Origin of the sequence: Streptomyces fumanus (genome assembly GCF_014655295.1) — a bacterium.
Classification (GTDB): domain Bacteria; phylum Actinomycetota; class Actinomycetes; order Streptomycetales; family Streptomycetaceae; genus Streptomyces; species Streptomyces fumanus.
In genome coordinates this window covers 229,006-252,269 of the sequence record NZ_BNBI01000005.1, presented here as the reverse complement: position 1 = coordinate 252,269, position 23,264 = coordinate 229,006, and the positions used below count along the sequence as shown (strand labels likewise).

Sequence of the window (23,264 nt, the reverse complement as noted above, 5' to 3'; positions counted from 1 at the left end):
GGGTACGCCGTAATCCAGTCGGTCCGCGATGCCCGCGTCGGGCGACCGCCTCAGCCGCCCGACGCGTGCGGGAAGCCGTCCGCGCGGACGTGCGGCATAACCCGGCTCGCCACGCGGTAGCGGCCGTTGGGCACGTCGTCGGAGCGGGCGATGTGCACCGCGAGGGGGCCCGCCCACTCGTAGCCGTGCCGTTCGGCGTGCCGGGCCAGGCTGTCGGTGATCGCCTGGCCCACCCGGCCGCCCCGCCGGTTCAGCTCCTCGTGGACGCCGTCGGCGAGCGCCACGTCGTAGGCGTTGGGGACCAGCACCCGGCCCTCGGCGCAGACCACGGCGTTGCTGTCGCACTCGGCATGCAGGGCGTTCAGGAGTTCGACGGATTCCTTGCCGAAGACTCTCCCCCACAGGGCCGCCATCCGGTGTTCCAGGGCTGCTTCCAAAGCGCTGAGTGCGCCCATGCCGTCGTCACCTGCCGAGGGTCGCGGGGGCGGTCGCCGTCAGCCGGCGCGTCACTGGTCGTCGTAGTCGTCGGGGCGCACGTGCGCCTCTTCCAGGGCCTCGCGCAGGGTGCGGCCGGTGGCGCCGGCCGCCCGGTCCCCGTGCTCGTCCTGGCCGTGCTCGCGGGTGGTCTTCTCCAGGACCTCGTCGGTGGTGTCGGTCTTGGGGCGGTTCTCTTCGGGAACGGTCATCGCGGCGGCTCCTCGTCCGTCGTGCCGGGTTCTTACCTGGCTGCGGGTTCCCGGGCCGGGCGCGGATATCCCTTGAGCTATGTTGAACCTCCCTGGGAGACGAAGGAGGCGCACCGGTGCCATCGCCGCAGCAGGCACGCGCACAGGCGTCCGCGATCACCTCGGGACGGACCGCTCCCCCGGCGGAGGTCTCCCCGGCCGCCCGGCTCCGGACGCTGTTCGACCGGCCCCGTCTCTCCCCGGGACAGCGGCGCATCGCCCAGTACCTGATCGAGAACCTCACCGAGGCGGCGTTCCTGTCGATCACCGACCTCGCCGAGCGGGTCGGGGTGAGCCAGCCGTCGGTGACCCGGTTCGCCTCGGCGGTCGGCTTCAGCGGCTACCCCGCGCTGCGCGAGCGGCTGCAGTCCCTCGCGCTCGGCGCCCGCTCCGGCGCCCCCGCCGAGGAGATCCGCGGCAACGAACTGCAGGCGGCGGTGGACGCGGAGATCGCCCATCTGGAGAACCTGCGGCGGGACTTCGCCGACCCCGACGGGGTGATCGACACCGGGCGGCAACTGTCGGAGTCGACGCCGCTGACCGTGCTCGGGCTGCGCATCTCCGTCTCGCTGGCCGAGTACTTCGCCTACGCCGCCCGCCGCATCCATCCCGACGTACGGCTGGTCACCCGGGGCGGCAGCGTGGCCTACGACGCCCTGCTCCAGGCGCGGGCGGCGGGCGGCACCTGGGTGCTGGCGTTCTCGATGCCCCGGCACGCGCAGGAGACGCTGCTGGCCGTGCGGGTGGCGCGGGAGGCCGGGCTGAAGGTGGCACTGATCACCGATCTGGCGTTCGGGCCGGTGGTGGACGAGGCCGACGTGACCTTCGCCACCGGCACCGGCTCCCGGCTGGTCTTCGACTCCTACGCGGCGCCGGGCGTGATGTGCGCGGCGCTGCTCCAGGCGATGACGGACGCCGATCCGGAGCGGACCCAGGCCCGGCTGGAGGAGTACGAGCAGATCGCCGAGCAGCGCCAGTTCTTCCTGCGGGACTGAGCCGGCGGGAGCGAACCGGCGGGGTGCCGCCCGGCGTACATGAATGTTTTCATGCTTCTTGCAAAGTGCACGGCATATATCAATACTTCCGTGCATGCCCCTGACGTCCACGCGCACCCGCCCGGACTGGCCGTGCCAGGTCAAGACCCCCGGCAGCTTCGACTGGGAGCGCTCGGCGGTCAGGTGGCTGCGCGAGCTGGTGCCGGCCCGCTACGGCGGCTACCCGGCGCTGCTGCGCCACCCCGTGCTGCTCGCCCGGCACGCCCAGCTCCAGGTCCAGCAGGAGATCCGGGTGGCCCGCACCGCCCTGCAGACCGCGCGGGCCGACCTGCCCCGGCTCGGCCTGCCGGAGTCGGTCATCGAGCACACCATCAAGCTGTACGCGGCGGAACTGCGCCAGCTCCAGCACATCGCCCGCAGCGTCCGCGCGGTCACCGAGGCGCTGACCGAGCTGCCCGGCCCGGGCCGCTGAGCCCGGCCCGCACGGCCGGCGGGCCGGTGCCGGGGCCCGGCTGACCGGCGGCGGCCGAACGGTCTTCGAACGGGGTCCGGTGTGCGATGCTCAACACGTGACGAGCGAGCACGCCACGCCGGCGGGGACCGGCGCCGCGCCCGACCTGGAGACCCTGTCCAAGGCCGTCGCCAACCAGCGTGCCGAGATGGACCGGCTGCTCGACCGGGCCGCGACCTCCGCGGTGCTGGAACGGGCCAAGGGCGCGGTGATGGCGCTGACCGGGTGTTCCGCCGACGAGGCGCGCGAGGCCCTGGCGCAGCGGGCGAAGACCCGGGGGCACAGCCTGCTGGAGGAGTGCTGGACCACCCTCGGCGGACTGGGCCCGCCGCTGCCCGCGGCCGACGACCCCCACCTCGCCGAGGCCGCGGCGGCCCCCGCCGGGACCGTGCCCCCGGCGGCGCCCGCCTCCGACGACGTCTCCGCCGCGCTGACCCGCCTCGCCAAGGCCCTGGTCCGCGTCGGCTCCCCGCAGGACCTGGCCCGCTGCCTGCTGGAGCACCTCGCCCCGGACGTCGGCGCGGACGCCGTGCTGCTCTACTCCAAGCTGTCCTCCGGGGCGCTGGAGCTGGCCGGGCACGCCGGGATCGACGCCATACTGGCCGCGCAGTGGCGGCAGGTGCCCCCGCTGGCCGGGATGGCCGCACCGGACACGCTGCGCTCCGGTGAGCCGCGCTGGCTCGAGGACTTCGAGCGGGACAGCCAGCGGTATCTGCTGATCGGCGACCCGCCCGGCCGCTGGCGGTCCCGGGCCTGGCTGCCGGTGCCCGAGGGCGCCGGGGGCGGCACGGCCGAGTTCTGCCTGGGGGTGCTCCGCCGCCGGGCCGGGCCCTTCTCCCCCGCCGCCCGGGACCATCTGCGGGCCGTCGCCCGGCTCTGCGCGGGACCGCTGCGCACCTACGGCGTGCGCCGGGAGGCCGCCACGGCCGCCGACGCCGAGACCGTCCAGCGGGTCCTGGACACCCTCCCGGTCGCCGCGATGCTGCTGACGCCGCTGCGCGGGGCCTCGGGCGAGGTCCGGGACCTGCGCATCGACGCGGCGACCGGACAGGCGGCCGGCCTGGCCGGCCGCGGCGGTGAGACGCTGGCCGGCCGGCGGTTCCTGGAGTGCTTCCCGGCGCTGGCCGGCGAGCCGCTCTGGCCGGCCTGTCTGAACGCGCTGGCCACCGGGGAGCCCTACGAGGGCGAGCCGTTCGCCCATCAGGGTGTCGTGGCGGGCGCCGCGGAACTCTCCATGTACTCCGTTCGGGTGGTTCCGCTGGGCGGCGGGCTGATGCTCACCTGGGTCCGGCACGACTCCTCCGACCGGCAGGAGCAGCGGCTGGCCGACCTCCAGCGGCTGGGCAACCTGGGCTGGGCCAACTGGAACCTGGTCACCCATGAGGCGGGCTGGTCCACGCAGGTCTTCGCCATCTTCGGCCGGGACCCGGTGCGCGGCCCGGTCCGCCTCGGCGACCTGCCCGCGCTGGCCCAGCCCGAGGACCGGCCCGAGGTGGACCGCGCCGTCGAGGGCCTGCTGCACCACGGCCGGCCCTGTGACGTGCCGTTCCGCAGCCGGACGCCGCTCGGGGTGCGGCATGTGCGGTTCGTCGCCGAGGCCGCCACCGACGCCGGCGGCACGCCCGTCGCGGTGCACGGCTTCGTACAGGACCTGACGGCGCGGCGCCGGGTCGAGCTGGCCCTGGTGGAGAGCGAGCGGGCGATGCTGACCCAGCACGACGTGCTGCGGGCCGAGCGCACCCTGGCCGCCCGGCTCCAGCACGCGCTGCTGCCGCTGCCCGAGGAGCCGGTGCGGCTGTCCGGGCTGCGGGTGGAGGTGGCCTACCTGCCCGCGCAGGCCGGGGTGCACGTCGGCGGCGACTGGTTCAGCGCCATCGAACTGCCCGACGGGGACGCGCTGCTGGTGGTCGGGGACGTCGCCGGACACAGCGTCGACGCGGTCGCCACGATGGCGCAGCTCCGCTTCGCCGCCAAGGGCATGGTCATCACCGGCTCCTCGCTGACCGGCGCGCTGACCCGGCTGAACACGCTGCTGCTGCACTCCCGCGACGCGCACGGCACCGCCAGCATGGTGCTGGGCCGCTACGAGCGGCGCCGGCACCGGCTGGTGTGGGCGCAGGCGGGCCATCCGCCGCCGCTGCTGGTGCGCGACGGCACCGCCCGCTACCTCGACCGGCCGCGGGGCGTGCTGCTCGGCGCGAGCGCGGCACCGGCCTACGAGGAGTACGCGTGCGTGCTGCGGCCGGGCGACCGGCTGATCCTCTACACGGACGGGCTGGTGGAGCGGCCCCCGGAGAACATCGACCTGGGTCTGGAGCGGCTGGCGCGGGCCGCCGCGGCGCCCCGGGCCGACACCGGCTCCCTGGGGCGGATCCTGACGGCACTGCTGGAGGGCCGGGAGCGGCGGGACGACGTGTGCGTGCTGGACATCCGGGTGCCGCACCCGGACGACGAGGACCCGGACGGGTAGTCCGGCCCACCGGGTGGCTCAGTCCGCCGGGTGGCCCGCCTCGATGGTGTGCGCGCCGGTCAGCCGCAGCAGCGGCCGCTCGGCCGCCGCGGGGGCGCCGTCGTCGACCGGGTCGAGGACGAACCCGACGTGGTCGCCGCCGTCGATCCGCCGTACCACCCGGCCGACGAACCACGCCTGCACATCGTCCAGGACGACGGCACCGCCGTACCCCTCGTGCCAGCGGACCTCGCGGAACTTGTCGGTGCGGTCGCCGGTCCGGCCGCCGAACAGCTCGGCGGTGGCGTACTGGTCGCGGGCGAGCAGGTGGACGGCGAGCACCTCCGCGCGGCGGGCCACCCGGAAGGTGCGGTTGACCCGGGAGATCCAGACGACGAACCGCACCGGGTCGAGCGAGCACTGCGAGGCGAAGCCGACCAGGCAGCCGGACCGCTCCCCGCGCGCCGCGGCCGTCACCACGCACATGTCGGGATCGAGCTGGCCGATGAACGCGTCCGCCGCCGTCATGTCCACCGAACTCCTCTCGCCGTTTCCCTCCCCGCCTGCCCGCGCCGGCGGCCCGGCTCACCTCCCGGCGGCGAGGAACCGGTGCAGCGAGGCCGTCCAGGCGGTGACGAAGGCGTCCCGGCGGGGCTCGTCGAGGGCGTCCAGGGACAGGTACGGGTTGAGGTCCTCCAGTTCGACCAGGAGCAGGCCGCCGTCGCGGGTGCGGCAGGCGTCGACGCGCTGGATGCCGTGGTCGAGGGTGTTCCAGTCGATGAACCGGCGGGCGAACGCCAGGTCCTCGGCGGTGGGTTCGAAGGGCCGCAGGTCCCAGCGGCGGGCCGGGTCCGGGGCCCGGAGGGCGTACTGGAAGGCGTGGTCGACGAAGCAGAAGGAGACCTCGTGGACGAAGTCGATCCGGGGCTGGGCGAGCAGGGTGCCGTCCGCCCCGGCCAGCGCCTCGCGCGCCGCGTCGGCGCCGACGGTCCGCAGGCCCAGGGAGTCGGCGCCCAGCTTGGGCTTGACCACGTACCGGTCGGCGGCGGGCAGCCGGGACAGGTGCTCGGCGCGGTCCACGGTCGGGATGACCGGGAAGCCGGCCGCGGTCAGGTCGACGAGGTACTGCTTGCCGGCCATGTCGGCGCGGCCCGAGAGCGGGTTGTAGACGCGGGTGCCCCGCTCGGCCGCGCGGCGGCGGAAGGCGGCGTACGCCTCGGGGTGGGCGAGCACCGGTCCGCTGTTGCGGACCACCACGGCGTCGAAGGCGTCCAGCAGGGCGGCGGCGTCGCGCGGATGGCACAGCGCCAGGTCGAACTCCTCGCGCAGTCGTGCGGTGAGGAACACGTCCTCGTCGCCGTAGCGCCGGCCGCGCGCCGGGTAGGCCAGGTCGGTGACGTACAGGACGCGGGGGCGGCGGGGCGGCACGGGGACTCCTCGGGGACGGCGGGCAACGATCGTAACGGGGGACTCGGTTCCTCTCTGTCCGGCACCGCGTGCCACGGGGGCCGGGCCGGTGCTACGTTCGCGCCATGAGCAGCTCCAGCAGTGCGGCGGCCCGCCGCGGCGGGAAGGCGCCGGGCCCGGCCGGCCGGCCGCCGATGCGGGACGCCCTGGTCGACGCGGCGTTCCGGCTCTTCCTGGAGCGGGGCTACGAACGGACCACGGTCGACGACATCGTGGCGCTCGCGGGGGTCGGACGGCGGTCGTTCTTCCGGTACTTCCCGTCCAAGGAGGACGTGGTCTTCCCCGACCACGAGGGGTGCCTGGCCGGCCTGACCGCCTTCCTGGCCGCCTCTCCCCCCGACGCCGAACCGATGGGCCGGGTGTGCGACGCGGCCCGGCTGGTGGTGCGCATGTACGCCAGGAACCCGGCGTTCTCGGTGCAGCGCTACCGGCTCACCAAGGAGGTGCCGGGGCTGCGCGCCTACGAGTTGTCGGTGGTGTGGCGCTACCAGCGCGCCCTCGCCGGGTATCTGCGCACCCGGCTGGCCGGCCGCCCGGACGGGGCGCTGCGGGCGGACGTGATCGCCGCGGCGGTGGTCGCGGCGCACAACAACGCGCTGCGTTCCTGGCTGCGCGCCGACGGGCGGGGCGACGCGGTGGCGGCGGTGGACCACGCGCTCGGGCAGGTGCGGTCGGCGTTCGGCGGCACGCCTCCGGCGCCGCGCGGCGAGCGGCCCGAGGACGTGGTGGTCGTGGTCGCGCGCCGGGACGCGCCGCTGTGGCGGGTGGTGCGGGAGCTGGAGTCCGCGCTCGGCCGGAGCTGACCGGTTCCGCCCGGCCACCCCCGGAGGTGATACGCAGTGCCTTTACGGGTGTCACTCAGTGCCATACGCTGATGCCGTGCACGGTGGCACGACGCACCGCGCACACGCGTGCCCGGTGACCGCGCACGCGGGTTTCCGGCCGAGTGCAGGGAGTTGACCAGCGTGTACCACCCCTCAGGAAGCGCCGCTCAGCAGGCCGTCGGCTCCGCGACGGGCGTCCTGGAACCGGGGGCCCAGGACACCGAGCAGGGCCTGCTCTTCCAGCGCTGCACCTGGTGCGGCACCGCCATGTACCACCGGCTGCTCTGTCCGGTCTGCCGGGGCAGCGATCTGCGGACCGAGCGCAGCAAGGGCACGGGCACGGTGCGGCACTCCACCGTGGCGCACCGCAACACGCCCGTCGCCCGCAATGTGTCGCTGATCGAGATGGCCGAGGGCTTCGTGGTGCGCGGCCGGGTGATGGGCCCGCTCATCGGCATCCACAGCGGGGACCGGGTGCGGCTGTCGACGGTGAAGGACCCGGTGCGGGGCGAGCCGGTCTTCCAGTTGGTCGACGAGCCGTACCGCGCCTGGACCTGACAGGGCGTCAGGTGCGGTCGGTGCTGGACTCGTTCAGCGTGAGGCGGATGCCGACCGTGCCGTTCAGGCCCCGGCGCAGCCTGCTGCCGAGCAGGGTGAGCCGGCCGGTCAGGCCGTACTTGCGGGCGATCAGGGCGCGGTAGCGGGCGACGGTGGCCTGGTCGCCGATCTCGGCGGTGGCGGGCCGCTGGTCGCCGGTCGGGTGGCCGCGCAGATCGCAGGGGCCGATCAGGACGTCGGGGCGGTTGCGGACGCGTTTGACCTTCCCGGAGCCGGCGACGGTCCACACACCGAGCGCGTCGCCGTCCCGGACCACCCACACCGGGGTGGCGACCGGGGTGCCGTTCTTCCGGAAGGTGGTCAGCAGCAGGTACTTGCCCGCGCCGAGCCGGGCCAGCGACGCCTCGTCCATGGTCAGCGAGTCTAGGCCCGCCCGCACCGCGGGACGAGAGGGCCGGTGCGGTTCAGGACACGGCGGCGGCCATTCTGCGTACCGCCTCGGTGAGCACCTCGGGCGTGGTGGCGAGGTTGAGCCGGACGTGCCCGGCGCCCCCGGTGCCGAAGTCGGGACCCGGGCTGAGCGCCACCCGGCCCCGGCGCAGGAAGACCTCCGCGGGGTCGTCGCCGAGGCCCAGGGCGCGGCAGTCCAGCCAGGCCAGGTACGTCGCCTCCCCGGCGCGGTGCACGATGCCGGGGAGCCGCTCGGCCAGCAGGCGGGTGAGCAGCCGCCGGTTCTCGTCGAGCCCGGCGAGCAGGGCGTCCAGCCAGGCGGTGCCGTCGCGCAGGGCGGCGGTGTGGGCGAGCACACCGACGTGGCTGGGTCCGTCGCCGACCTCCTCGGGCAGCCGGGCCAGGTCGGCGGCGGCGCCGGGGCCGGCCACGGCGAGGGCGGCCTTGAGCCCGGCCAGGTTCCAGCCCTTGGACGCCGACATCAGCGACAGTCCGCGCTCCGCGCCGGGCACGCTCAGGTACGGCACGAACCGCGCGCCGCCGGTGACCAGCGGCGCGTGGATCTCGTCGGCGACGACCCGGACGCCGTACCGCTCGGCGAGGCGGGCGACGGCGGCGAGTTCCCCGGCGGTGTGCACGGTGCCGGTCGGGTTGTGCGGGCTGCACAGCAGGTAGGCGGCCCGGCCGCCGCCGCCGACGGCCCGCCGGAAGGCGTCCTCCAGAGCGGCGAGGTCCAGTCGCAGGTCCGGCCCGAGCGGCGCCTCGACGATCCGCCGGTCCAGGTGGGTCACGAAGGCGAAGAACGGCGGGTAGACGGGCGGGTTGACGATCACCGGGTCGCCGGGGCCGGTCACCAGCCTCAGCATCTCCACCACGCCCAGCATCACGTCGGGGACGATCGCCGTGCGGTCCACCGCGAGCCCGTCCCAGCCCCAGCGCTTGCCCGCGAACGCGGCCAGCGCCTCGGCGTAGCCGGTGCCGGCGGCGTAGCCGGTGTCGCCGCGCTCCATCGCCTCCGCGACGGCCCGTACGACCGGTTCGGCCAGCGGCACGTCCATCTCGGCCACCCACAGCGGCAGTACGTCCTCGGGGTAGGTGCGCCACTTCATGCTGGTGCGGCGCCTGAGGTCGTCGAGGGTGAGGACGCGCAAGGGGTTCGTCATGGGCCCACGATAGGTCGCCGGCGCGCTGAACGCCCGGGTCCCGGGAGACGTACGGGAGACCGGACGCCCGGCCTCCGGCGGGCGCCGCGACTGCGGCCGTAGAGGAGCGCAACCATGAGACGGGCACGACGACGCGTCCTTGGGCGGGCGGTACGGCTGGCGGCCGTCGGGGGTCTCCTGCTCGGGGGCACGATGGTGACCACGGCGGTGGCGGGCGGACCCGGGGGCCCGCCGGGGGCGCCGCGCGCCCTGGCCGGGCCGGCCGCGGGGACCGGCGCCGCCCTGGCGCGGACGCTGGGCGCCTCCCGTACGGCGGGTCACTGGGTGGGCGCGGACGGGCGGCCGGTGGTCGCGGTCACCGACGCGGACGGCGCCGCGGCGGTCCGCCGCGCGGGCGCCGGCGCGAAGCTGGTGCGGCACAGCATGAGCGAGCTGCGGTCGGCGACGGCGGCGCTGCGCGCGGCCCCCCGGGTGGCGGGCACGGCGTGGGCGGTGGACTACCGCGCCAACGAGGTGGTGGTCCGCGGCGACAGCACCGTCTCCCCCGGGGACTGGTCGCGGCTGACGCGGGTCGCGGAGGGCATCGGCGGGTTCGTGCGGATGAAGCGCACCGAGGGCGTGTTCACGCCGCGGCTGAACGGGGCGCTGCCCATCCTGTCGGCGGCCGGGCGGTGTTCGGCGGGGTTCAACGTGACCGACGGCGACCGCGACTTCATCCTCACCGCCGGTCACTGCGGTCCGTCCGGGTCGGTGTGGTTCGCCGGCGACGGGGGCGGCCGGGAGGTCGGGGAGACGGTCGCGGGCAGCTTCCCGGGCGACGACTTCTCGCTGGTGGAGTACGCCGGGGGCCGGGCGGGCGCGGGGGCCGACGTGGTCGCGGTCGGGGACGGGAAGGGGGTGCGGATCACGGGCGCGGGCGATCCGGCCGTGGGGCAGCGGGTGTTCCGCAGCGGCAGCACCAGCGGGCTGCGCGCCGGGCGGGTGACGGCGGTGGACGCGACGGTGAACTATCCGGAGGGCACGGTCACCGGGCTGATCGAGACGGACGTGTGCGCGGAGCCCGGGGACAGCGGCGGCCCGATGTTCTCGGAGGGCGTCGCGCTCGGCGTGACCTCGGGCGGCAACGGTGACTGCGCCGAGGGCGGTACGACGTTCTTCCAGCCGGTGCGGGAGGCGCTGGCCTCGCTCGGGGTGCGCCTGGTCACCGCGGCGCCGGGGACGCCCGCACCGTCGGCGCCGGCCGCCGCCGGGGGCACCGCCCCGCAGACGGCCCCGCCCGGGGCAGGGGGCCGGGAGGCGGAGACGCCGCTGGGCCGCCTCACCGGCGGCCGGGCCGTCGGCCCCGGTCTGCTGATCGTCGCGGGTAGCCTGATCGCGCTGGCCGCGACCCGCCGGCTGCGCGCGGAGGCGGAGCGGGGCGCCTACCGGCGGCAGTACTCGGCGACTTGGCGCTGACGGAGGGGTGCGGGGGGAATGCCGTGCCCCGGCACCGTGGCGGCGGCAGGCAGCGCGCCGCCGGTGCCGTACGGGACGGTCGAGGCGGTGAGGAGGGCAGGGGCCCGGGGCGGAGTGCCCCGGGCGGGGGGGTAAGGTGCGACGAGGAGGAAGGCCCGGCCGCCGGTCAGGCGGCGCTCACCCGCTGCGGGGCCGCGGCGGCCCACTCCAGGACGAGCCGCTGGTATTCCTCGCGCTGCTCGACGCTCAGTGTCCCGCCCGACCGGCGCCACAGGGCCCGGATCTCCTCGTTGACCTCGTCAGCCGATCGCTCGGAAGAGGGTTCAACAGTGGTGGACATGCTGTGAAGCATACGGCGCGCGAGGTGAAGACGCCGTGAGTAATCACGAGTTAAACGGACATAACGGACCGTGTCTCTTGTCACGTCCATATGCCCCGGGCCGTACGGCAGTTCAGGCCCGGGGCGGTGGGCGGTCCCGTACTTCGGGGTCCTGCCCGGGGACCGGCCCGGGCGGATAGCGTGCCTCCATGGCCGAGTTCGTACGACAACTGCCCGCGCTGATCGGCGTCGTCATCGGTGCGCTGGGTTCGTACCTGGCGGTGGTCCGCAGTGACCGGGTGCGGCTGCGGCGGGAGACGGCCGCCCGCTGGGAGGAGCGCCGGCTCGCCGTCTACAGCGACTTCGCGAGGGCCCTCAAGCGGTCGGTGACGCTGACCTACCGGGTCGCCGCCCACCTGGGCAACGACCCGCACCCGCATCCGCTGACGCCCGAGGAGGCGGCGCCGCTGATGGCCGAGGCCGCCCAGGCCCGGGACCCGGCCGGGGAGGCGCTGCTCCTGCTGGGCAGCACCGAGGTGGTGGAGCGGGCCCGGCTCTGGGTGGCGGCGGCCATGGAGATGGAGCGGTTCCTGCGCGCGGGGACCCGGGACCCGGACGCCTGGCAGGTGCTGCTGGGACGGCAGCGCTCCGCCCGGGAGCGGTACTACGCGGCCGTACGCGAGGACCTGGCGCTGCCGCCGGGCCATCCCGCGCGCTGGCCGGTGCCGACCGTCAGCGGTAGCCGGTGACGTCGGCCGGCTTGCCCGGGTCCTGGACCTCGACGATGTAGCGCCAGGCGTCCGGGCGACTGCCGTCCAGGTCGGTGAAGCCGTACTCCTGGGCGAGGCCGCCGCTGGACAGGGACCGGCCGTTGAAGCGGCTCACCCCGGGGTCGGCGGCGAGGGCGGCGACGGCCCGGCCCACGTAGCGGGGCGTCTCGGAGATGGCGAAGTGCGGGACCTTCGCCAGGGCGTCGCGCCAGGTGTCCTCGGTGACGCCGAAGTGGTCCAGCATGATCTCGGAGCGCATCCAGCCCGGGGTGAGGGCGACGGCGGTGGCGCCGCGCGGCCCGAGTTCCCGGCCGAGGGCGAACCCCATGCGCAGGACGGCGGTCTTGGCGAGGTCGTAGAAGAACGAGACGCGGTAGTGGTCGCGGTTGTAGTCGGCGGTGCCGTCGGTGACCTCGACGACCAGGCCGCCGGGGCGGCGCAGCAGCAGCGGCAGGGCGTGGTGGCTGGTGATCGCGTGGGTCTCGACGGCGAGCCGGAGCAGCCGCAGGCCCTTGTCGAGGTCGTGCTCCCAGACGGGGGCCTCCCAGTCGAAGAGCAGTTCGCCGCCCCAGATGTCGTTGACCAGGACGTCCAGGCGGCCCTGTTCCCGGTCGATCCGGTCCACCACCGCCCGGACCCGCTCCGGGTCCAGGTGGTCGGCGGGTACGGCGATGCCGTGGCCGCCGGCCGCGGTGACCAGCTCGGCGGTCTCCTCGATGGTCTCCGGCCGGTCGTACTCCGAGCGCCGGGCCCGGGTGCTGCGGCCGGTGACGTACACGGTGGCGCCGGCGGCGCCGAGTTCGACGGCGATGCCCCGTCCGGCGCCCCGGGTCGCCCCGGCGACGAGTGCGACCTTGCCCGTGAGCGGTGCTGACATGTACGGCCTCCCGTGGTCCTCGTGGTTCCTGGTCGAGGGTGTCCGGGAAGCCGGACATCTTCTGTCGCCTTTTCCGGGCCGTTTCCCGGTGATCGGCCGTCAGTGGCCGCGGGCGATCCATTCGTCCAGGTGGGGGGCTTCGTCGCCGATGGTGGTCGGGTCGCCGTGGCCGGTGAGGACGCGGGTGGCGGCCGGGAGGGTGAGCAGCTTGCCGCGGATCGAGTCGATGATCGTCGGGAAGTGCGAGAAGGAGCGGCCGGTGGCGCCGGGCCCGCCCTGGAAGAGGGTGTCGCCGGTGAAGACGGCGCCGAGGCCGGGATCGTACAGGCAGACGGCGCCCGGCGCGTGCCCCGGGGTGTGCAGCACCGTCAGATCGGCGCCGGCCGCCTCGATCACCTGGCCGTCGGCCAGCCAGGCGTCGGGGTCGCGGTCGGGGTGGGTGCGCCGCCACAGGGGCAGGTCGTCGGGGTGCAGCCAGATGACGGCGCCGGTGCGCTCGGCCAGGGCGGGGGCGGCGCCGATGTGGTCGTCGTGGGCGTGGGTGCACACGATGGCGGTCAGCCGCCGGTCCCCGACGGCCTCGGCGATGGCGTCGGCGTCGTGGGCGGCGTCGATGACGATCACCTCGTGGTCGTCGCCGACCAGCCAGACGTTGTTGTCGACGTCCCAGGTGCCGCCGTCGAGGCTGAACTGCCCGGAGGTGACGAGGCGTTCGATGCGGGCGGCCATCACAGCACCACCACCGAGCGCAGCACGTCACCGGAGTGCATCCGCGCGAAGGCCGTCTCGACCTCGTCCAGGCGGATCGTCTCGGTGACGAACTTGCCCAGGTCCAGGCGGCCCTGGAGGTGCAGGTCGATCAGCATCGGGAAGTCCCGGGAGGGCAGGCAGTCGCCGTACCAGGAGGACTTGAGCGCCCCGCCGCGGCCGAAGACGTCCAGCAGCGGCAGTTCGAGCTTCATCTCCGGGGTGGGCACCCCGACCAGGACGACCGTGCCGGCCAGGTCACGGGCGTAGAACGCCTGCCGGTACGTCTCGGGCCGGCCGACCGCCTCGATGACCACGTCGGCGCCGAAGCCGCCGGTCAGCTCGCGGATCGCCTCGACGGGGTCGGTCTCCCGGGAGTTGACGGTGTGGGTGGCGCCCATCGTCCGGGCCGTCTCCAGCTTGCGGTCGTCGATGTCCACCGCGATCACCTTCGCCGCGCCCGCCAGGTACGACCCGGCGATCGCCGCGTCGCCGACGCCGCCGCAGCCGATCACGGCGACGGTGTCGCCCCGGCCCACCTGGCCGGTGTTGAGGGCGGCGCCGATGCCGGCCATCACCCCGCAGCCCAGCAGCCCGGCCACCTGCGGGGCGACCGCCGGGTCCACCTTGGTGCACTGCCCGGCCGCGACCAGGGTCTTCTCGGCGAAGGCGCCGATGCCCAGCGCCGGGGACAGCTCCTGCCCGGTGGCGGCCAGGGTCATCTTCTGCTCGGCGTTGTGGGTGTCGAAGCAGTACCAGGGCCGCCCGCGCAGACAGGCCCGGCACTTGCCGCAGACCGCGCGCCAGTTCAGGATCACGAAGTCGCCGGGGGCCACGTCGGTGACGCCCGCGCCCACCGACTCCACCACGCCCGCCGCCTCGTGGCCGAGCAGGAACGGGAAGTCGTCGCTGATGCCGCCCTGCTTGTAGTGCAGGTCGGTGTGGCAGACCCCGCACGCCTGGACGCGGACCACGGCCTCGCCCGGACCCGGATCGGGCACGACGATCGTCTCGATCCGCACCGGCTCGTCCTTGCCCGGTGCGATCACGCCGCGTACTTCCTGCGCCATGGTGCTGACCCTTTCCTCGGCCGCTGTCCGTCGTCGCTGCCGACCTTACGCGCAACCGATCGGCAAGGGATCGCCGACGTAGCCTGGGGCCCGTCCGCCGACCCGCGCGAAGGAGCGCCCGTGACCCTCACCGCCTCCGAGCCCGGCCCGCCGCCCTGGCGGCTGCTCCTGGGCTACGTACGGCCGCACCGCTGGACCCTGCTGGGCGGTGCCGTGCTGTCGCTGCTCACCGGGGCGACCGGGCTGCTGCTGCCGCTGGTGGCCCGGGGACTGATCGACGACCTGTCGCACGACCGGGCCATCGCCGGGGCGCTGCTGGCCATGACGGCCCTGGTCGTCGTCAACGCGGTGGTGGGCGCGCTCGGCGCCTACGTGCTGCGGCGCACCGCCGAGTCGGTGGTCCTGGGCGCGCGCCGCGCCCTGTCCTCGTATCTGCTGCGGCTGCGGATCGCGGCCGTGGACCGCACCGAGCCGGGCGATCTGATGGCCCGGATCACCTCCGACACCACCCTGCTGCGCACGGTCACCACCGAGTCCCTGGTCGGGTTCGCCACCGGCGGGCTCACCCTGGCGGCGACGGTCGTGATGATGGGCCTGGTCGACGCGGTGCTGCTCGGCGTCACCGTGCTGGTGATCGCGGGCGCGGGTGTGGTGATCGGGCTGATCGCGCCGCGCATCAACCGGGCGAGCAAGCGGGCCCAGCAGGCCGTCGGGGTGATGGGCGCGGCGCTGGAGCGGGTGCTCGGGGCGCTGCGCACGGTGAAGGCGTCGGGCGCCGAGCGCCGGGAGGAACGGGCGCTGCACGAGGCCGCCGAGGAGTCCTGGCGGCAGAGCCTGCGCGCCGCCAAGTGGTCGGCGGCGGCCGGCAACACCGCGGGCCTGGCCCTCCAGGTCGCCTTCATCACCGTGCTCGCCGTGGGCGGGGCGCGGGTGGCCACCGGAGCCATCGACATCGGCACGCTGGTCGCGTTCCTGCTGTACGTGTTCTTCCTGATCTCCCCGCTCCAGCAGGTGATCGGCGCGGTCACCCAGTACCAGACGGGCGCGGCGGCCCTGGTCCGCATCCAGGAGGCGCTGCGCCTGCCCGCCGAGCCGCCGGGGCGCGCCGCCCCGCTGCCCTCCCCCGGCGCCGGACCGGCCGCCGTCGCCTTCCGCGACGTGCGCTTCCGGTACGCCGGGGACCTGCCCTACGTCCACCACGGGGTGACGTTCTCGGTGCCCGCCCGGGGCATGACGGCGTTCGTCGGCCCGTCCGGCGCGGGCAAGACGACCGTGTTCTCCCTCATCGAACGGTTCTACGACCCCGAGTCCGGCGAGATAACCCTCGACGGACGGAACCTGGCCGACTGGGAGCTGCCGCTGCTGCGCGCCGCGATCGGTTACGTCGAGCAGGACGCGCCGGTGCTCTCCGGCTCGCTGCGCGACAACCTGCTGCTCGGCAACCCGGACGCCGACGAGGACGCGATCGCCCGGGTGGTGCGCACGACCCGGCTGGACGGGCTGGTGGCCCGGCTGCCGGACGGGCTGGGCACGCTGGTCGGGCACCGCGGCACCAAGCTGTCGGGCGGCGAGCGGCAGCGGGTGGCGATCGCCCGGGCCCTGCTGCGCCGCCCCCGGCTGCTGCTGCTGGACGAGGCCACCTCGCAACTGGACGCGGTGAACGAGGCGGCGCTGCGCGACACCGTCGCCGACGTGGCCCGCGCCACCACGGTGCTGGTGGTCGCGCACCGGCTGTCCACGGTGACGATGGCCGACCGGATCGTGGTGATGGACGCCGGGCGGGTCCGCGCGGTCGGCACCCACCGCGAACTGGTCGGCGCCGACCCGCTGTACGCGGAGCTGGCGGCCACCCAGTTCCTCGCGGCCGGCTCCCGGTCCTGACCCCGGCGCGGCGGGTCTAGCGGCGCGGCAGCCGGTGCAGTTCGACGTCGGCGAGCCGTCCGCCGGCGGCCGTCGCGGTCAGGTAGGTGCAGTACGGCTGGCGGCGGCGGTCGGTCGGTGAGCCGGGGTTGAGCAGCCGCAGGCCGCTGTCGGCGGTGGTGTCCCAGGGGATGTGGCTGTGCCCGAAGACCAGCACGTCCAGGTCGGGGAAGCGGGCCGCGCAGCGGGCCTCCCGGCCCTGGGCGGGGCCGGTCTCGTGGACCACGCCGAAGCGCAGGCCGCCGAGGTCCGCGTAGGCCACCTCCGGCAGCCTGGCCCGCAGCTCCGGCCCGTCGTTGTTGCCGTACACCGCGAGGAGCCGGCGGCTGCGGCGCTCCAGCAGGTCCAGGGTGGCCGCGTCCACCCAGTCCCCCGCGTGCAGGACGACATCGGCGCGGGGCAGCTCGGCCAGCAGCGGGGCGGGCAGCTCCCGGGCGCGCTTGGGCAGATGGGTGTCGGACATGATCAGCAGGCGCACCGGGCCAGCGTAACCGCGCGGGCCGGGGGCGGCCGGTCGGACGGCGGCCGGCTCACGGAAGGGTCTCGACACCGGCCCGGGGGCGGCGGCCCGCGGCGGTCGGGTTAGCATCGGGCCCACCTCGCGACACCAGCACGTGAACGGCAAGAGACCCAGGGGGGCCCAAGCCCGATGCCGGTCAAGGTCAGCGTCATCGTTCCCGTCTACAACCCCGGGACCTACATCGAGGACTGCATCGCCTCGCTCCAGCGGCAGTCGCTGCCTCCGGAGGAGTACGAGGTGGTCTTCGTCGACGACGGCTCCACCGACGCCACTCCGGCCCGACTCGACGCGCTCGCCGCCGAGGACCCCCGGATGCGGGTCATCCACCAGGAGAACTCCGGCTGGTCCGGCAAACCCCGTAACGTGGGCATCGCCGCCGCCCGGGGCGAGTACGTCATGTTCGTCGACAACGACGACTACCTGGGCGACGAAGCCCTGGAACGGATGTACGACTACGGGGTGGCCAACGGGGCGGATGTCGTGGTCGGCAAAATGGCCGGCAAGGGCCGCCCGGTGCCGGTGGAGCTGTTCCGCCGCAACCATCCGCGCGCCACCCTCGCCAACGCCCCGCTGATCGACAGCCTCACCCCGCACAAGATGGTCCGCCGGGAGTTCCTGGACCGGATCGGGCTGCGGTTCCCCGAGGGCCGGCGGCGCCTGGAGGACCACGTCTTCGTGACCGAGGCGTATCTGCGCGCCGAGAACATCTCGGTGCTCAGCGACTACGTCTGCTACTACCACGTCCGGCGGGACGACGCGTCCAACGCGGGCTTCCAGCGCTTCGACCCGGTCGGCTACTTCGCCAACCTGCGCGAGGCCCTGGACGTGGTGGAGAAGTACACCGAGCCGGGGGCGCTGCGCGACCGGCTGTTCCGGCGCTGGCTGCGCAACGAGATGGTCGAACGGCTGCGCGGCAAGCGGCTGCTGGCGCTGCCCGACGACTACCGCCGCGAACTCTTCCGGGAGATCCACCAGGTCGTCGTGGAGCGCTTCGGGCCCGGGGTGGCCGCCGCGCTCCAGCCCACCCAGCAGGTGGTCGCCGCGCTGACCGCCGCCGACCGGTACGAGGACGTCGTCGCGTTCGCCGAGTGGGAGGCGGCCATCGCGCCCCGCACCACCCCGGGGGCCGTGACCTGGCGGGACGGGACGCTGCGGATCGAGTTCACCGCCGAGTACGCCTCGGCCGGGCAGCCGATGACCTTCCCCGCCGACGCGGTCGCCACGCCCCTGGACGGGCCGCCGAAGGACGTCGCCGAGGCGATCGCCTGGGTGGGCGCGCAGACCGCCGCCCGGTTCCCGGCGGCCACCGCCGATCTGCTGCTGCGCGAACGCGCCAGCGCCGCCCAGCACTTCCAGCCCGTGGAGTTCACCCGCGAGGCGGTCCCGGCCGGGCAGGACGGGCGGGTGCGGCTGACGCTGCGCGCCACCGCCACCGTCGACCCGGGGACGCTGCCCGGCACCGGGGTGTGGGACGCGGTGGCCCGGATCAAGCTGGGCGGCTGGACCAAGGAGTGCCGGCTCGGCCCGGTGCCGCCCGCCGGCCGGCCGGAGCCGGTCGCCGGCGTGGTCGCCGGACGCGAGGTCCTGCCGTACTGGACCACCCCGCACCGCAACCTCTCGCTGGACCACGCCGCCTCCACCCGGCGCCTCGGGCTGCCCGGCGCCGACCTCTCCGTGACCGGCGACCGCTTCAGCGCCCGGCTCCCGCTGTACGTGCCCGGCGAGACCGCGGTGCTGCTGCGGCTCGCCTCGGCCGGCCGCACCCTCGACGTGCCCGCGACCCTGGCGCCGACGCCCGACCCGGCGCGGTCCGGGCTGACGGCCGTGCTGCCCGCCGCCGTACCGGCCGGCGGGGTATGGCGGACCGCCGTGTGCCTGGCCCCGGACGCCGCCCGGCCCCGCTTCCACGCGCTGCCGCAGTCGCTGCGCGGGACCGGCGACACGGTACGGGTGGGCCCCGGGCCCCGCCCCGGACCGGCCCTGCAACTGGCGCGCGGGGCCCGCCGGCTGCTCGGCGCCGTCGTCGCCAAGGCGGCCGCCCGGATCAGGAAAGTGAGGACGTGAGGGTGCGATCACTGGACATAGCCGGCTCCTGGGTACTGGAGCCGAAAATCTTCCCCGACCACCGGGGCAGCTTCCACGAGTGGTACCGGGGCCCCGAGTTCCGCGAGGCCACCGGCTACGACCTGAGCCTCGCGCAGGCCAACTGCTCGGTCTCCCGGCGGGGGGTGCTGCGCGGGGTGCACTTCTCCGACGTACCGCCCGGCCAGGCCAAGTACATCACCTGTGTGCGCGGCGCGGTCCTGGACGTGGTGGCCGACCTGCGCACCGGCTCCCCCACCTACGGGCAGTGGGAGGCGGTGCGCCTGGACGAGGAGAACCGGCACGCGGTGTTCCTCGCCGAGGGGCTCGGGCACGGCTTCATGGCGCTCACCGACGACGCGACGGTGGTGTACCTGTGCTCGACGGGGTACGCCCCCGGCCGTGAGCACGGGGTGCACCCCCTCGACCCGGACCTGGGCATCGACTGGCCCGGCGGCATCGAGCCGGTGCTGTCCGAGAAGGACGCCGCCGCGCCGTCGCTGGCCGAGGCCGAGCGGGCCGGGCTGCTGCCCTCGTACGCGGCCTGCACCGCCCACTACGACCGGCTGCGCGGCCGGTCGTAGCGGGCGGGCCGGGCGGCCGCTAGCGGCTGACGCCGACCTGCTCCAGGGAGCGGCGCAGCGGCTCCCAGCCCTTGGCGCGGCCCAGGCCGAGGTTGCGGGCCTTGACGAGCCGGCCCCAGAACCCCGCCTCCAGCAGGGCCTGGGGCGGCACCGCGCCGGTCCGCTCCAGGATGCTCTCGGGGACCTTCTGCGGGTCCTCGACCAGGTACTCGGCCATGATCTCGTCGTACTTGTCCTTGAGCACGGTGTTGCCCGGGTCGGCGCCGAAGACCACCAACTGGCCGGTGGGCTTGGTGTCGACCAGGACGGTGACCAGGTCGGGCCGGTACCGGTTCAGCACCTCGGTGACCTTGTAGACGTCGCCGGTCCAGGCGTCGGTGTGGCGGTCGCGGGCGGCCTCGTCGGTGTTGCGCGGCAGCATGTCGTCCAGGACGATCACGCTGGCCCAGTCGGAGTGCTTCTCCACGTTGATGAAGTCGCGCAGCGCGTACTCGAAGAGGTGCATGCCGTCGATGAAGGACAGGTCCAGCGTGGTGCGGCGCCAGTGGCCGACCGGGGAGCGGCCCCGGCGCAGGTTGCGCAGCGGGTGCCGGCCGCCCTTGAGGTGTCCCAGCGGGTTGTCCCGGGCGAAGAAGTCGTCGCTGGTGGCCTTCACCAGGTGGACGTCGCAGCGCAGTTCGGTGACGACCTTGAAGGCGGGGTCGATGGCGATGCTGGGCACCCTGGAGAGGGTCAGGCTGCGGCCGTCGTTGACGCCGATCTCCAGGTAGTTGCGGTTGGCGCTGACCTTGTGCAGTTCCCGCAGGAACTCATGGCGTTTCAACTGGACTCCTTGCGGATACGGGGAAGTGCCTCGTGCAGGGCGGAACGCCAGTCGCGGGGCGCGGGCAGGCCGGTGTGCTGCCAGCGGCCGTGGGCGAGGGCGCTGTATGCGGGGCGGGGCGCGGGCCGGGGGAAGGCCGCGCTGCCGGTGGGGCGCACCCGGTCCGGGTCGGCGCCGATCAGGGCGAAGACCTCCCGGGCCAGCCCGTACCAGGTGGTCTCGCCGGCGGCGGTGGCGTGGTAGACGCCGGTGGCGCCGCGGCCGACCAGCGGGCCGAGGTCGGCGAGCCGGGCGGCCACGTCGGCGCTCCAGGTGGGCTGGCCGCGCTGGTCGTCGACGACGTCGACGGTGTCGCGGCGGCCCTCCAGTTCGAGCATGGTGCGCACGAAGCTGCGGCCGTGGACGCCGTAGAGCCAGGCGGTGCGCACCACGGCGCTCGCGTCCGGCAGTTCCTCCAGGACGGCCCGCTCACCGGCGAGCTTGGTGCGGCCGTAGGCGGTGCGCGGGGCCGGGGGGTGGTCCTCCGGGTAGGGCCCGGCGTCGCGGTCGCCGGCGAAGACGTAGTCGGTGGAGACGTGCAGCAGCCGGGCGCCGTGCGCGGCGCAGGTGCGGGCGAGCAGCCGGGGGCCCTCGCCGTTGATCTCCAGGGCGCGGGCCTCGTCGGTCTCGGCGTCGTCGACAGCCGTGTACGCGGCGCAGTTGACCACCAGGTCGGGGCGGTGCCCGGCGAACGCGGCCTCCAGGGCGGCCGGTTCGGTGATGTCCAGGTCGGCGCGGCCGGCGGCGACCACGTCCTCGCCGCGCCGGGTCAGCTCCGCGACCATGTCCCGGCCGAGCATGCCGCCCGCGCCGGTGACCAGCCACCTCACGTCGGCTCCCCGGTGACGCGCCGCTTCAGCGGCTCCCACCAGGCGCGGTTGTCCCGGTACCAGGCGACGGTGTCGGCGAGGCCGGTGGCGAAGTCGCGCCGGGGGCGGTAGCCGAGTTCGTCGCGGGCCTTGGACCAGTCGACGGAGTAGCGCAGGTCGTGGCCCTTGCGGTCCTCGACGTGCTCGACCATGTCCCAGCCCGCGCCGCACGCCTCCAGCAGCAGCCCGGTCAGTTCCCGGTTGCTCAGCTCGGTGCCGCCGCCGATGTTGTAGACCTCGCCGGGGCGGCCCTGGGTGCGCACCAGGTCGATGCCGCGGCAGTGGTCCTCGACGTGCAGCCAGTCCCGGACGTTCAGACCCTCGCCGTAGATGGGGACCTTGCGGCCGTCGAGGAGGTTGGTGACGAACAGCGGGATGACCTTCTCGGGGAACTGGTGCGGGCCGTAGTTGTTGGAGCACCGGGTGACGCGGACGTCGAGGCCGTGGGTGCGGTGGTAGGCCAGCGCGAGCAGGTCGGAGGACGCCTTGGACGCCGAGTAGGGCGAGTTGGGCTGGAGCGGGTGGGTCTCGGGCCAGGAGCCGGAGTCGATGGAGCCGTACACCTCGTCGGTGGAGATGTGCACGAAGGTGCCCGTGCCGTGCCGCAGGGCGGCGTCCAGCAGGGTCTGGGTGCCGACCACGTTGGTGCGGACGAAGTCGGCGGCGCCCGCGATGGAGCGGTCCACGTGGGACTCGGCGGCGAAGTGCACCACCTGGTCGGCGCCGGCCATCAGCTTGTCGACGAGGTCGGCGTCGCATATGTCGCCCTGGACGAACTCCAGGCGCGGATGGTCGGGTTCGAGGTTGGTGCGGGTGCCGGCGTAGGTGAGCTTGTCCAGCACGGTGACGTGCGGCGCCCCGGCGGCGTCGTCGTCGAGCAGCATGCGGACGTAGCGGGAGCCGATGAACCCGGCGGCGCCGGTGACGAGGAGGTTCATGAGTGGATCTGCACCTTGCTGTGGTCTCCGAGGACGAGTCGGTGGGCGCTGGGCACACTGGGTGCCGGGGTCACTTCCACGTGCCGGCCGATCAGCGACGCCTCGATCCGGCCCACCCCGAGGATCGAGGAGTCGCGCAGCACGATGGAGAACTCCAGTTCGCTGTCGGTGATCCGGCAGTTCTCCGCGATGGAGGTGAAGGGTCCCACGTAGGAGTCGCTGACCACGGTGCCGGCGCCGATGACGACGGGTCCGACGACGCGGGAGCGCTCGATGCGGGCGCCCGGCTCCAGCACCACCCGGCCTATGCACTCGGAGGCGGAGTCCACCTCGCCGTCGATGCGGCGCTCCATGCCCTCCAGGACGGCCCGGTTCACCTCCAGCATGTCGCCGACGTTACCGGTGTCCTTCCAGTAGCCCTCGATGACCGTGCAGCGCACGTCGGCGCGGGCGTCGATGAGGTGCTGGATGGCATGGGTGATCTCCAGCTCCCCGCGCCAGGACGGCTCGATGGCGCGCACCGCCTCGTGGACGACGGGCGTGAACAGGTAGACGCCGACCAGCGCGAGGTCGCTCTTGGGGTGCCGGGGCTTCTCCTCCAGGCCGATCACCTGCCCCGAGGCGTCGAGTTCGGCGACACCGAAGGAGCGCGGGTCGGCGACCCGGGTCAGCAGGATCTGGGCGTCGGGCCGGTGCGCGCGGAACTCCTCGACGAGGCCGGTGATGCCGCCGACGATGAAGTTGTCCCCGAGGTACATGACGAAGTCGTCGTCGCCCAGGAACTCCCGGGCGATGAGCACCGCGTGGGCCAGCCCCAGGGGGCGCTCCTGCGGGATGTACGTGACCTTCAGACCGAAGCGCGAGCCGTCGCCGACCGCCTCCTCGATCTCCGCGGCGGTATCACCGACGATCATGCCGACCTCGGTGATCCCGGCCTCGGCCAGGGACTCCAGTCCGTAGAACAGGACAGCTTTGTTGGCGACGGGGACGAGCTGCTTGGCCGAGGTGTGTGTGATGGGCCTCAGCCGGGTGCCCGCGCCGCCGGACAGCACCAGTGCCTTCATCTGGTTCACCCTACTGTCGATACGGGTGAACGGAACGTTAGTTGA

Annotated in this window: 25 protein-coding genes; 10 read left to right on the top strand and 15 right to left on the bottom strand. The window is 74.5% G+C overall.

The features are described 5' to 3' along the window. Positions 1 to 50: 50 nt before the first annotated feature. Together IE316_RS12940 and IE316_RS12935 are read right to left on the bottom strand one after the other, a co-directional pair. Positions 51 to 455: a DUF3662 domain-containing protein gene (locus IE316_RS12940; RefSeq protein ID WP_190204409.1), complete on the bottom strand. Its 405-nt coding sequence runs from the start codon at positions 453 to 455 to the stop codon at positions 51 to 53. Between the two features lie 51 nt (positions 456 to 506). Continuing rightward, positions 507 to 686, bottom strand: coding sequence for a hypothetical protein (locus IE316_RS12935; RefSeq protein ID WP_190204408.1), 180 nt, complete (start codon positions 684 to 686; stop codon positions 507 to 509). Positions 687 to 802: 116 nt separating this feature from the next. Between IE316_RS12935 and IE316_RS12930 the strand changes: the two genes are divergently transcribed. The 3 genes from IE316_RS12930 (at position 803) to IE316_RS12920 (ending at position 4,701) form a co-directional block, all read left to right on the top strand. After that, a complete protein-coding gene (locus IE316_RS12930) occupies positions 803 to 1,720 on the top strand; it encodes a MurR/RpiR family transcriptional regulator (protein WP_190204407.1) in 918 nt (305 codons plus the stop codon). A gap of 94 nt (positions 1,721 to 1,814) precedes the next feature. Further along, positions 1,815 to 2,192: a hypothetical protein gene (locus tag IE316_RS12925; protein ID WP_190204406.1), complete on the top strand. Its 378-nt coding sequence runs from the start codon at positions 1,815 to 1,817 to the stop codon at positions 2,190 to 2,192. Positions 2,193 to 2,289: 97 nt separating this feature from the next. Then, positions 2,290 to 4,701, top strand: a complete 2,412-nt coding sequence (locus IE316_RS12920; protein WP_373311167.1) for a SpoIIE family protein phosphatase — start codon at positions 2,290 to 2,292, stop codon at positions 4,699 to 4,701. 18 nt (positions 4,702 to 4,719) lie between these two features. Here the strand turns inward: IE316_RS12920 and IE316_RS12915 are convergent, their stop codons facing one another. Then, positions 4,720 to 5,208, bottom strand: coding sequence for a flavin reductase family protein (locus IE316_RS12915; RefSeq protein WP_190204405.1), 489 nt, complete (start codon positions 5,206 to 5,208; stop codon positions 4,720 to 4,722). A gap of 57 nt (positions 5,209 to 5,265) precedes the next feature. After that, complete coding sequence (locus IE316_RS12910) at positions 5,266 to 6,108, bottom strand: hypothetical protein (RefSeq protein WP_190204404.1); 843 nt, start codon at positions 6,106 to 6,108, stop codon at positions 5,266 to 5,268. Positions 6,109 to 6,212: 104 nt separating this feature from the next. Here IE316_RS12910 and IE316_RS12905 point away from each other — a divergent pair, with 104 nt between their 5' ends. Further along, complete coding sequence (locus IE316_RS12905; protein WP_190204403.1) at positions 6,213 to 6,950, top strand: TetR family transcriptional regulator; 738 nt, start codon at positions 6,213 to 6,215, stop codon at positions 6,948 to 6,950. A gap of 162 nt (positions 6,951 to 7,112) precedes the next feature. Beyond that, entirely contained in the window at positions 7,113 to 7,529 is a 417-nt protein-coding gene (locus IE316_RS12900) for a Zn-ribbon domain-containing OB-fold protein (protein WP_190204402.1), read from the top strand. 7 nt (positions 7,530 to 7,536) lie between these two features. Here the strand turns inward: IE316_RS12900 and IE316_RS12895 are convergent, their stop codons facing one another. Continuing rightward, the gene (locus tag IE316_RS12895) at positions 7,537 to 7,941 is read right to left on the bottom strand and encodes a PPOX class F420-dependent oxidoreductase (RefSeq protein WP_190204401.1); all 405 of its coding nucleotides are present in this window, start codon (positions 7,939 to 7,941) and stop codon (positions 7,537 to 7,539) included. 52 nt (positions 7,942 to 7,993) lie between these two features. Further along, a complete protein-coding gene (locus tag IE316_RS12890) occupies positions 7,994 to 9,142 on the bottom strand; it encodes a MalY/PatB family protein (RefSeq protein ID WP_190204400.1) in 1,149 nt (382 codons plus the stop codon). Between the two features lie 114 nt (positions 9,143 to 9,256). Here IE316_RS12890 and IE316_RS12885 point away from each other — a divergent pair, with 114 nt between their 5' ends. Beyond that, positions 9,257 to 10,597 carry a S1 family peptidase gene (locus IE316_RS12885; RefSeq protein WP_190204399.1) on the top strand — a complete coding sequence of 447 codons (1,341 nt, stop codon included), beginning with the start codon at positions 9,257 to 9,259 and terminating at the stop codon, positions 10,595 to 10,597. A 166-nt stretch (positions 10,598 to 10,763) separates the two neighbouring features. Here the strand turns inward: IE316_RS12885 and IE316_RS12880 are convergent, their stop codons facing one another. Next, positions 10,764 to 10,949, bottom strand: a complete 186-nt coding sequence (locus tag IE316_RS12880) for a hypothetical protein (RefSeq protein ID WP_190204398.1) — start codon at positions 10,947 to 10,949, stop codon at positions 10,764 to 10,766. 176 nt (positions 10,950 to 11,125) lie between these two features. On the opposite strand from IE316_RS12880, the gene IE316_RS12875 reads away from it, so the two are divergent. Next, positions 11,126 to 11,665, top strand: a complete 540-nt coding sequence (locus tag IE316_RS12875) for a hypothetical protein (RefSeq protein ID WP_190204397.1) — start codon at positions 11,126 to 11,128, stop codon at positions 11,663 to 11,665. Here the strand turns inward: IE316_RS12875 and IE316_RS12870 are convergent. From IE316_RS12870 to IE316_RS12860, 3 genes are all read right to left on the bottom strand, one after another. Next, positions 11,649 to 12,563 carry an SDR family oxidoreductase gene (locus tag IE316_RS12870; RefSeq protein WP_190204396.1) on the bottom strand — a complete coding sequence of 305 codons (915 nt, stop codon included), beginning with the start codon at positions 12,561 to 12,563 and terminating at the stop codon, positions 11,649 to 11,651. The genes IE316_RS12875 and IE316_RS12870 overlap by 17 nt on opposite strands. 99 nt (positions 12,564 to 12,662) lie before the next feature. Continuing rightward, a complete protein-coding gene (locus IE316_RS12865; protein WP_190204395.1) occupies positions 12,663 to 13,292 on the bottom strand; it encodes an MBL fold metallo-hydrolase in 630 nt (209 codons plus the stop codon). Beyond that, entirely contained in the window at positions 13,292 to 14,380 is a 1,089-nt protein-coding gene (locus IE316_RS12860; RefSeq protein ID WP_190204394.1) for an S-(hydroxymethyl)mycothiol dehydrogenase, read from the bottom strand. Before IE316_RS12860 ends, IE316_RS12865 begins: the two co-directional genes overlap by 1 nt. 120 nt (positions 14,381 to 14,500) lie before the next feature. Between IE316_RS12860 and IE316_RS12855 the strand changes: the two genes are divergently transcribed. Continuing rightward, on the top strand, positions 14,501 to 16,261 hold the full coding sequence (locus IE316_RS12855) for an ABC transporter ATP-binding protein (RefSeq protein ID WP_190204393.1): 1,761 nt from the start codon (positions 14,501 to 14,503) through the stop codon (positions 16,259 to 16,261). Positions 16,262 to 16,277: 16 nt separating this feature from the next. On the opposite strand, the gene IE316_RS12850 is transcribed toward IE316_RS12855, so the two are convergent. Continuing rightward, positions 16,278 to 16,778 carry a metallophosphoesterase family protein gene (locus IE316_RS12850; RefSeq protein ID WP_190204392.1) on the bottom strand — a complete coding sequence of 167 codons (501 nt, stop codon included), beginning with the start codon at positions 16,776 to 16,778 and terminating at the stop codon, positions 16,278 to 16,280. 171 nt (positions 16,779 to 16,949) lie between these two features. Here IE316_RS12850 and IE316_RS12845 point away from each other — a divergent pair, with 171 nt between their 5' ends. Further along, entirely contained in the window at positions 16,950 to 18,884 is a 1,935-nt protein-coding gene (locus IE316_RS12845) for a glycosyltransferase family 2 protein (RefSeq protein WP_190204391.1), read from the top strand. Between the two features lie 2 nt (positions 18,885 to 18,886). Next, positions 18,887 to 19,486, top strand: coding sequence for a dTDP-4-dehydrorhamnose 3,5-epimerase (rfbC, locus tag IE316_RS12840; RefSeq protein ID WP_190204390.1), 600 nt, complete (start codon positions 18,887 to 18,889; stop codon positions 19,484 to 19,486). Between the two features lie 19 nt (positions 19,487 to 19,505). Here rfbC and IE316_RS12835 read toward each other — a convergent pair whose 3' ends face one another. Genes IE316_RS12835 through IE316_RS12820 form a run of 4 tightly spaced genes read right to left on the bottom strand, consistent with a single transcriptional unit; the run spans position 19,506 to position 23,219 of the window. Then, positions 19,506 to 20,309 carry a class I SAM-dependent methyltransferase gene (locus tag IE316_RS12835; RefSeq protein WP_190204389.1) on the bottom strand — a complete coding sequence of 268 codons (804 nt, stop codon included), beginning with the start codon at positions 20,307 to 20,309 and terminating at the stop codon, positions 19,506 to 19,508. Beyond that, on the bottom strand, positions 20,306 to 21,178 hold the full coding sequence (gene rfbD / locus IE316_RS12830; RefSeq protein WP_190204388.1) for a dTDP-4-dehydrorhamnose reductase: 873 nt from the start codon (positions 21,176 to 21,178) through the stop codon (positions 20,306 to 20,308). Before rfbD ends, IE316_RS12835 begins: the two co-directional genes overlap by 4 nt. Next, on the bottom strand, positions 21,175 to 22,155 hold the full coding sequence (gene rfbB, locus IE316_RS12825; protein ID WP_190204387.1) for a dTDP-glucose 4,6-dehydratase: 981 nt from the start codon (positions 22,153 to 22,155) through the stop codon (positions 21,175 to 21,177). Before rfbB ends, rfbD begins: the two co-directional genes overlap by 4 nt. Next, positions 22,152 to 23,219 (bottom strand): glucose-1-phosphate thymidylyltransferase, encoded by a 1,068-nt coding sequence (locus IE316_RS12820; protein ID WP_190204386.1) that lies wholly within the window; start codon positions 23,217 to 23,219, stop codon positions 22,152 to 22,154. Before IE316_RS12820 ends, rfbB begins: the two co-directional genes overlap by 4 nt. Between the last annotated feature and the right edge of the window lie 45 nt (positions 23,220 to 23,264).

Coding starts and splice junctions, on each gene's coding strand:
- IE316_RS12940 (WP_190204409.1), bottom strand. CDS start 455: ATGGGCGCACTCAGCGCTTTGGAAGCAGCCCTGGAACACCGGATGGCG.
- IE316_RS12935 (WP_190204408.1), bottom strand. CDS start 686: ATGACCGTTCCCGAAGAGAACCGCCCCAAGACCGACACCACCGACGAG.
- IE316_RS12925 (WP_190204406.1), top strand. CDS start 1,815: ATGCCCCTGACGTCCACGCGCACCCGCCCGGACTGGCCGTGCCAGGTC.
- IE316_RS12915 (WP_190204405.1), bottom strand. CDS start 5,208: ATGACGGCGGCGGACGCGTTCATCGGCCAGCTCGATCCCGACATGTGC.
- IE316_RS12905 (WP_190204403.1), top strand. CDS start 6,213: ATGAGCAGCTCCAGCAGTGCGGCGGCCCGCCGCGGCGGGAAGGCGCCG.
- IE316_RS12895 (WP_190204401.1), bottom strand. CDS start 7,941: ATGGACGAGGCGTCGCTGGCCCGGCTCGGCGCGGGCAAGTACCTGCTG.
- IE316_RS12890 (WP_190204400.1), bottom strand. CDS start 9,142: ATGACGAACCCCTTGCGCGTCCTCACCCTCGACGACCTCAGGCGCCGC.
- IE316_RS12885 (WP_190204399.1), top strand. CDS start 9,257: ATGAGACGGGCACGACGACGCGTCCTTGGGCGGGCGGTACGGCTGGCG.
- IE316_RS12880 (WP_190204398.1), bottom strand. CDS start 10,949: ATGCTTCACAGCATGTCCACCACTGTTGAACCCTCTTCCGAGCGATCG.
- IE316_RS12875 (WP_190204397.1), top strand. CDS start 11,126: ATGGCCGAGTTCGTACGACAACTGCCCGCGCTGATCGGCGTCGTCATC.
- IE316_RS12870 (WP_190204396.1), bottom strand. CDS start 12,563: ATGTCAGCACCGCTCACGGGCAAGGTCGCACTCGTCGCCGGGGCGACC.
- IE316_RS12865 (WP_190204395.1), bottom strand. CDS start 13,292: ATGGCCGCCCGCATCGAACGCCTCGTCACCTCCGGGCAGTTCAGCCTC.
- IE316_RS12860 (WP_190204394.1), bottom strand. CDS start 14,380: ATGGCGCAGGAAGTACGCGGCGTGATCGCACCGGGCAAGGACGAGCCG.
- IE316_RS12845 (WP_190204391.1), top strand. CDS start 16,950: ATGCCGGTCAAGGTCAGCGTCATCGTTCCCGTCTACAACCCCGGGACC.
- rfbB (WP_190204387.1), bottom strand. CDS start 22,155: ATGAACCTCCTCGTCACCGGCGCCGCCGGGTTCATCGGCTCCCGCTAC.
- IE316_RS12820 (WP_190204386.1), bottom strand. CDS start 23,219: ATGAAGGCACTGGTGCTGTCCGGCGGCGCGGGCACCCGGCTGAGGCCC.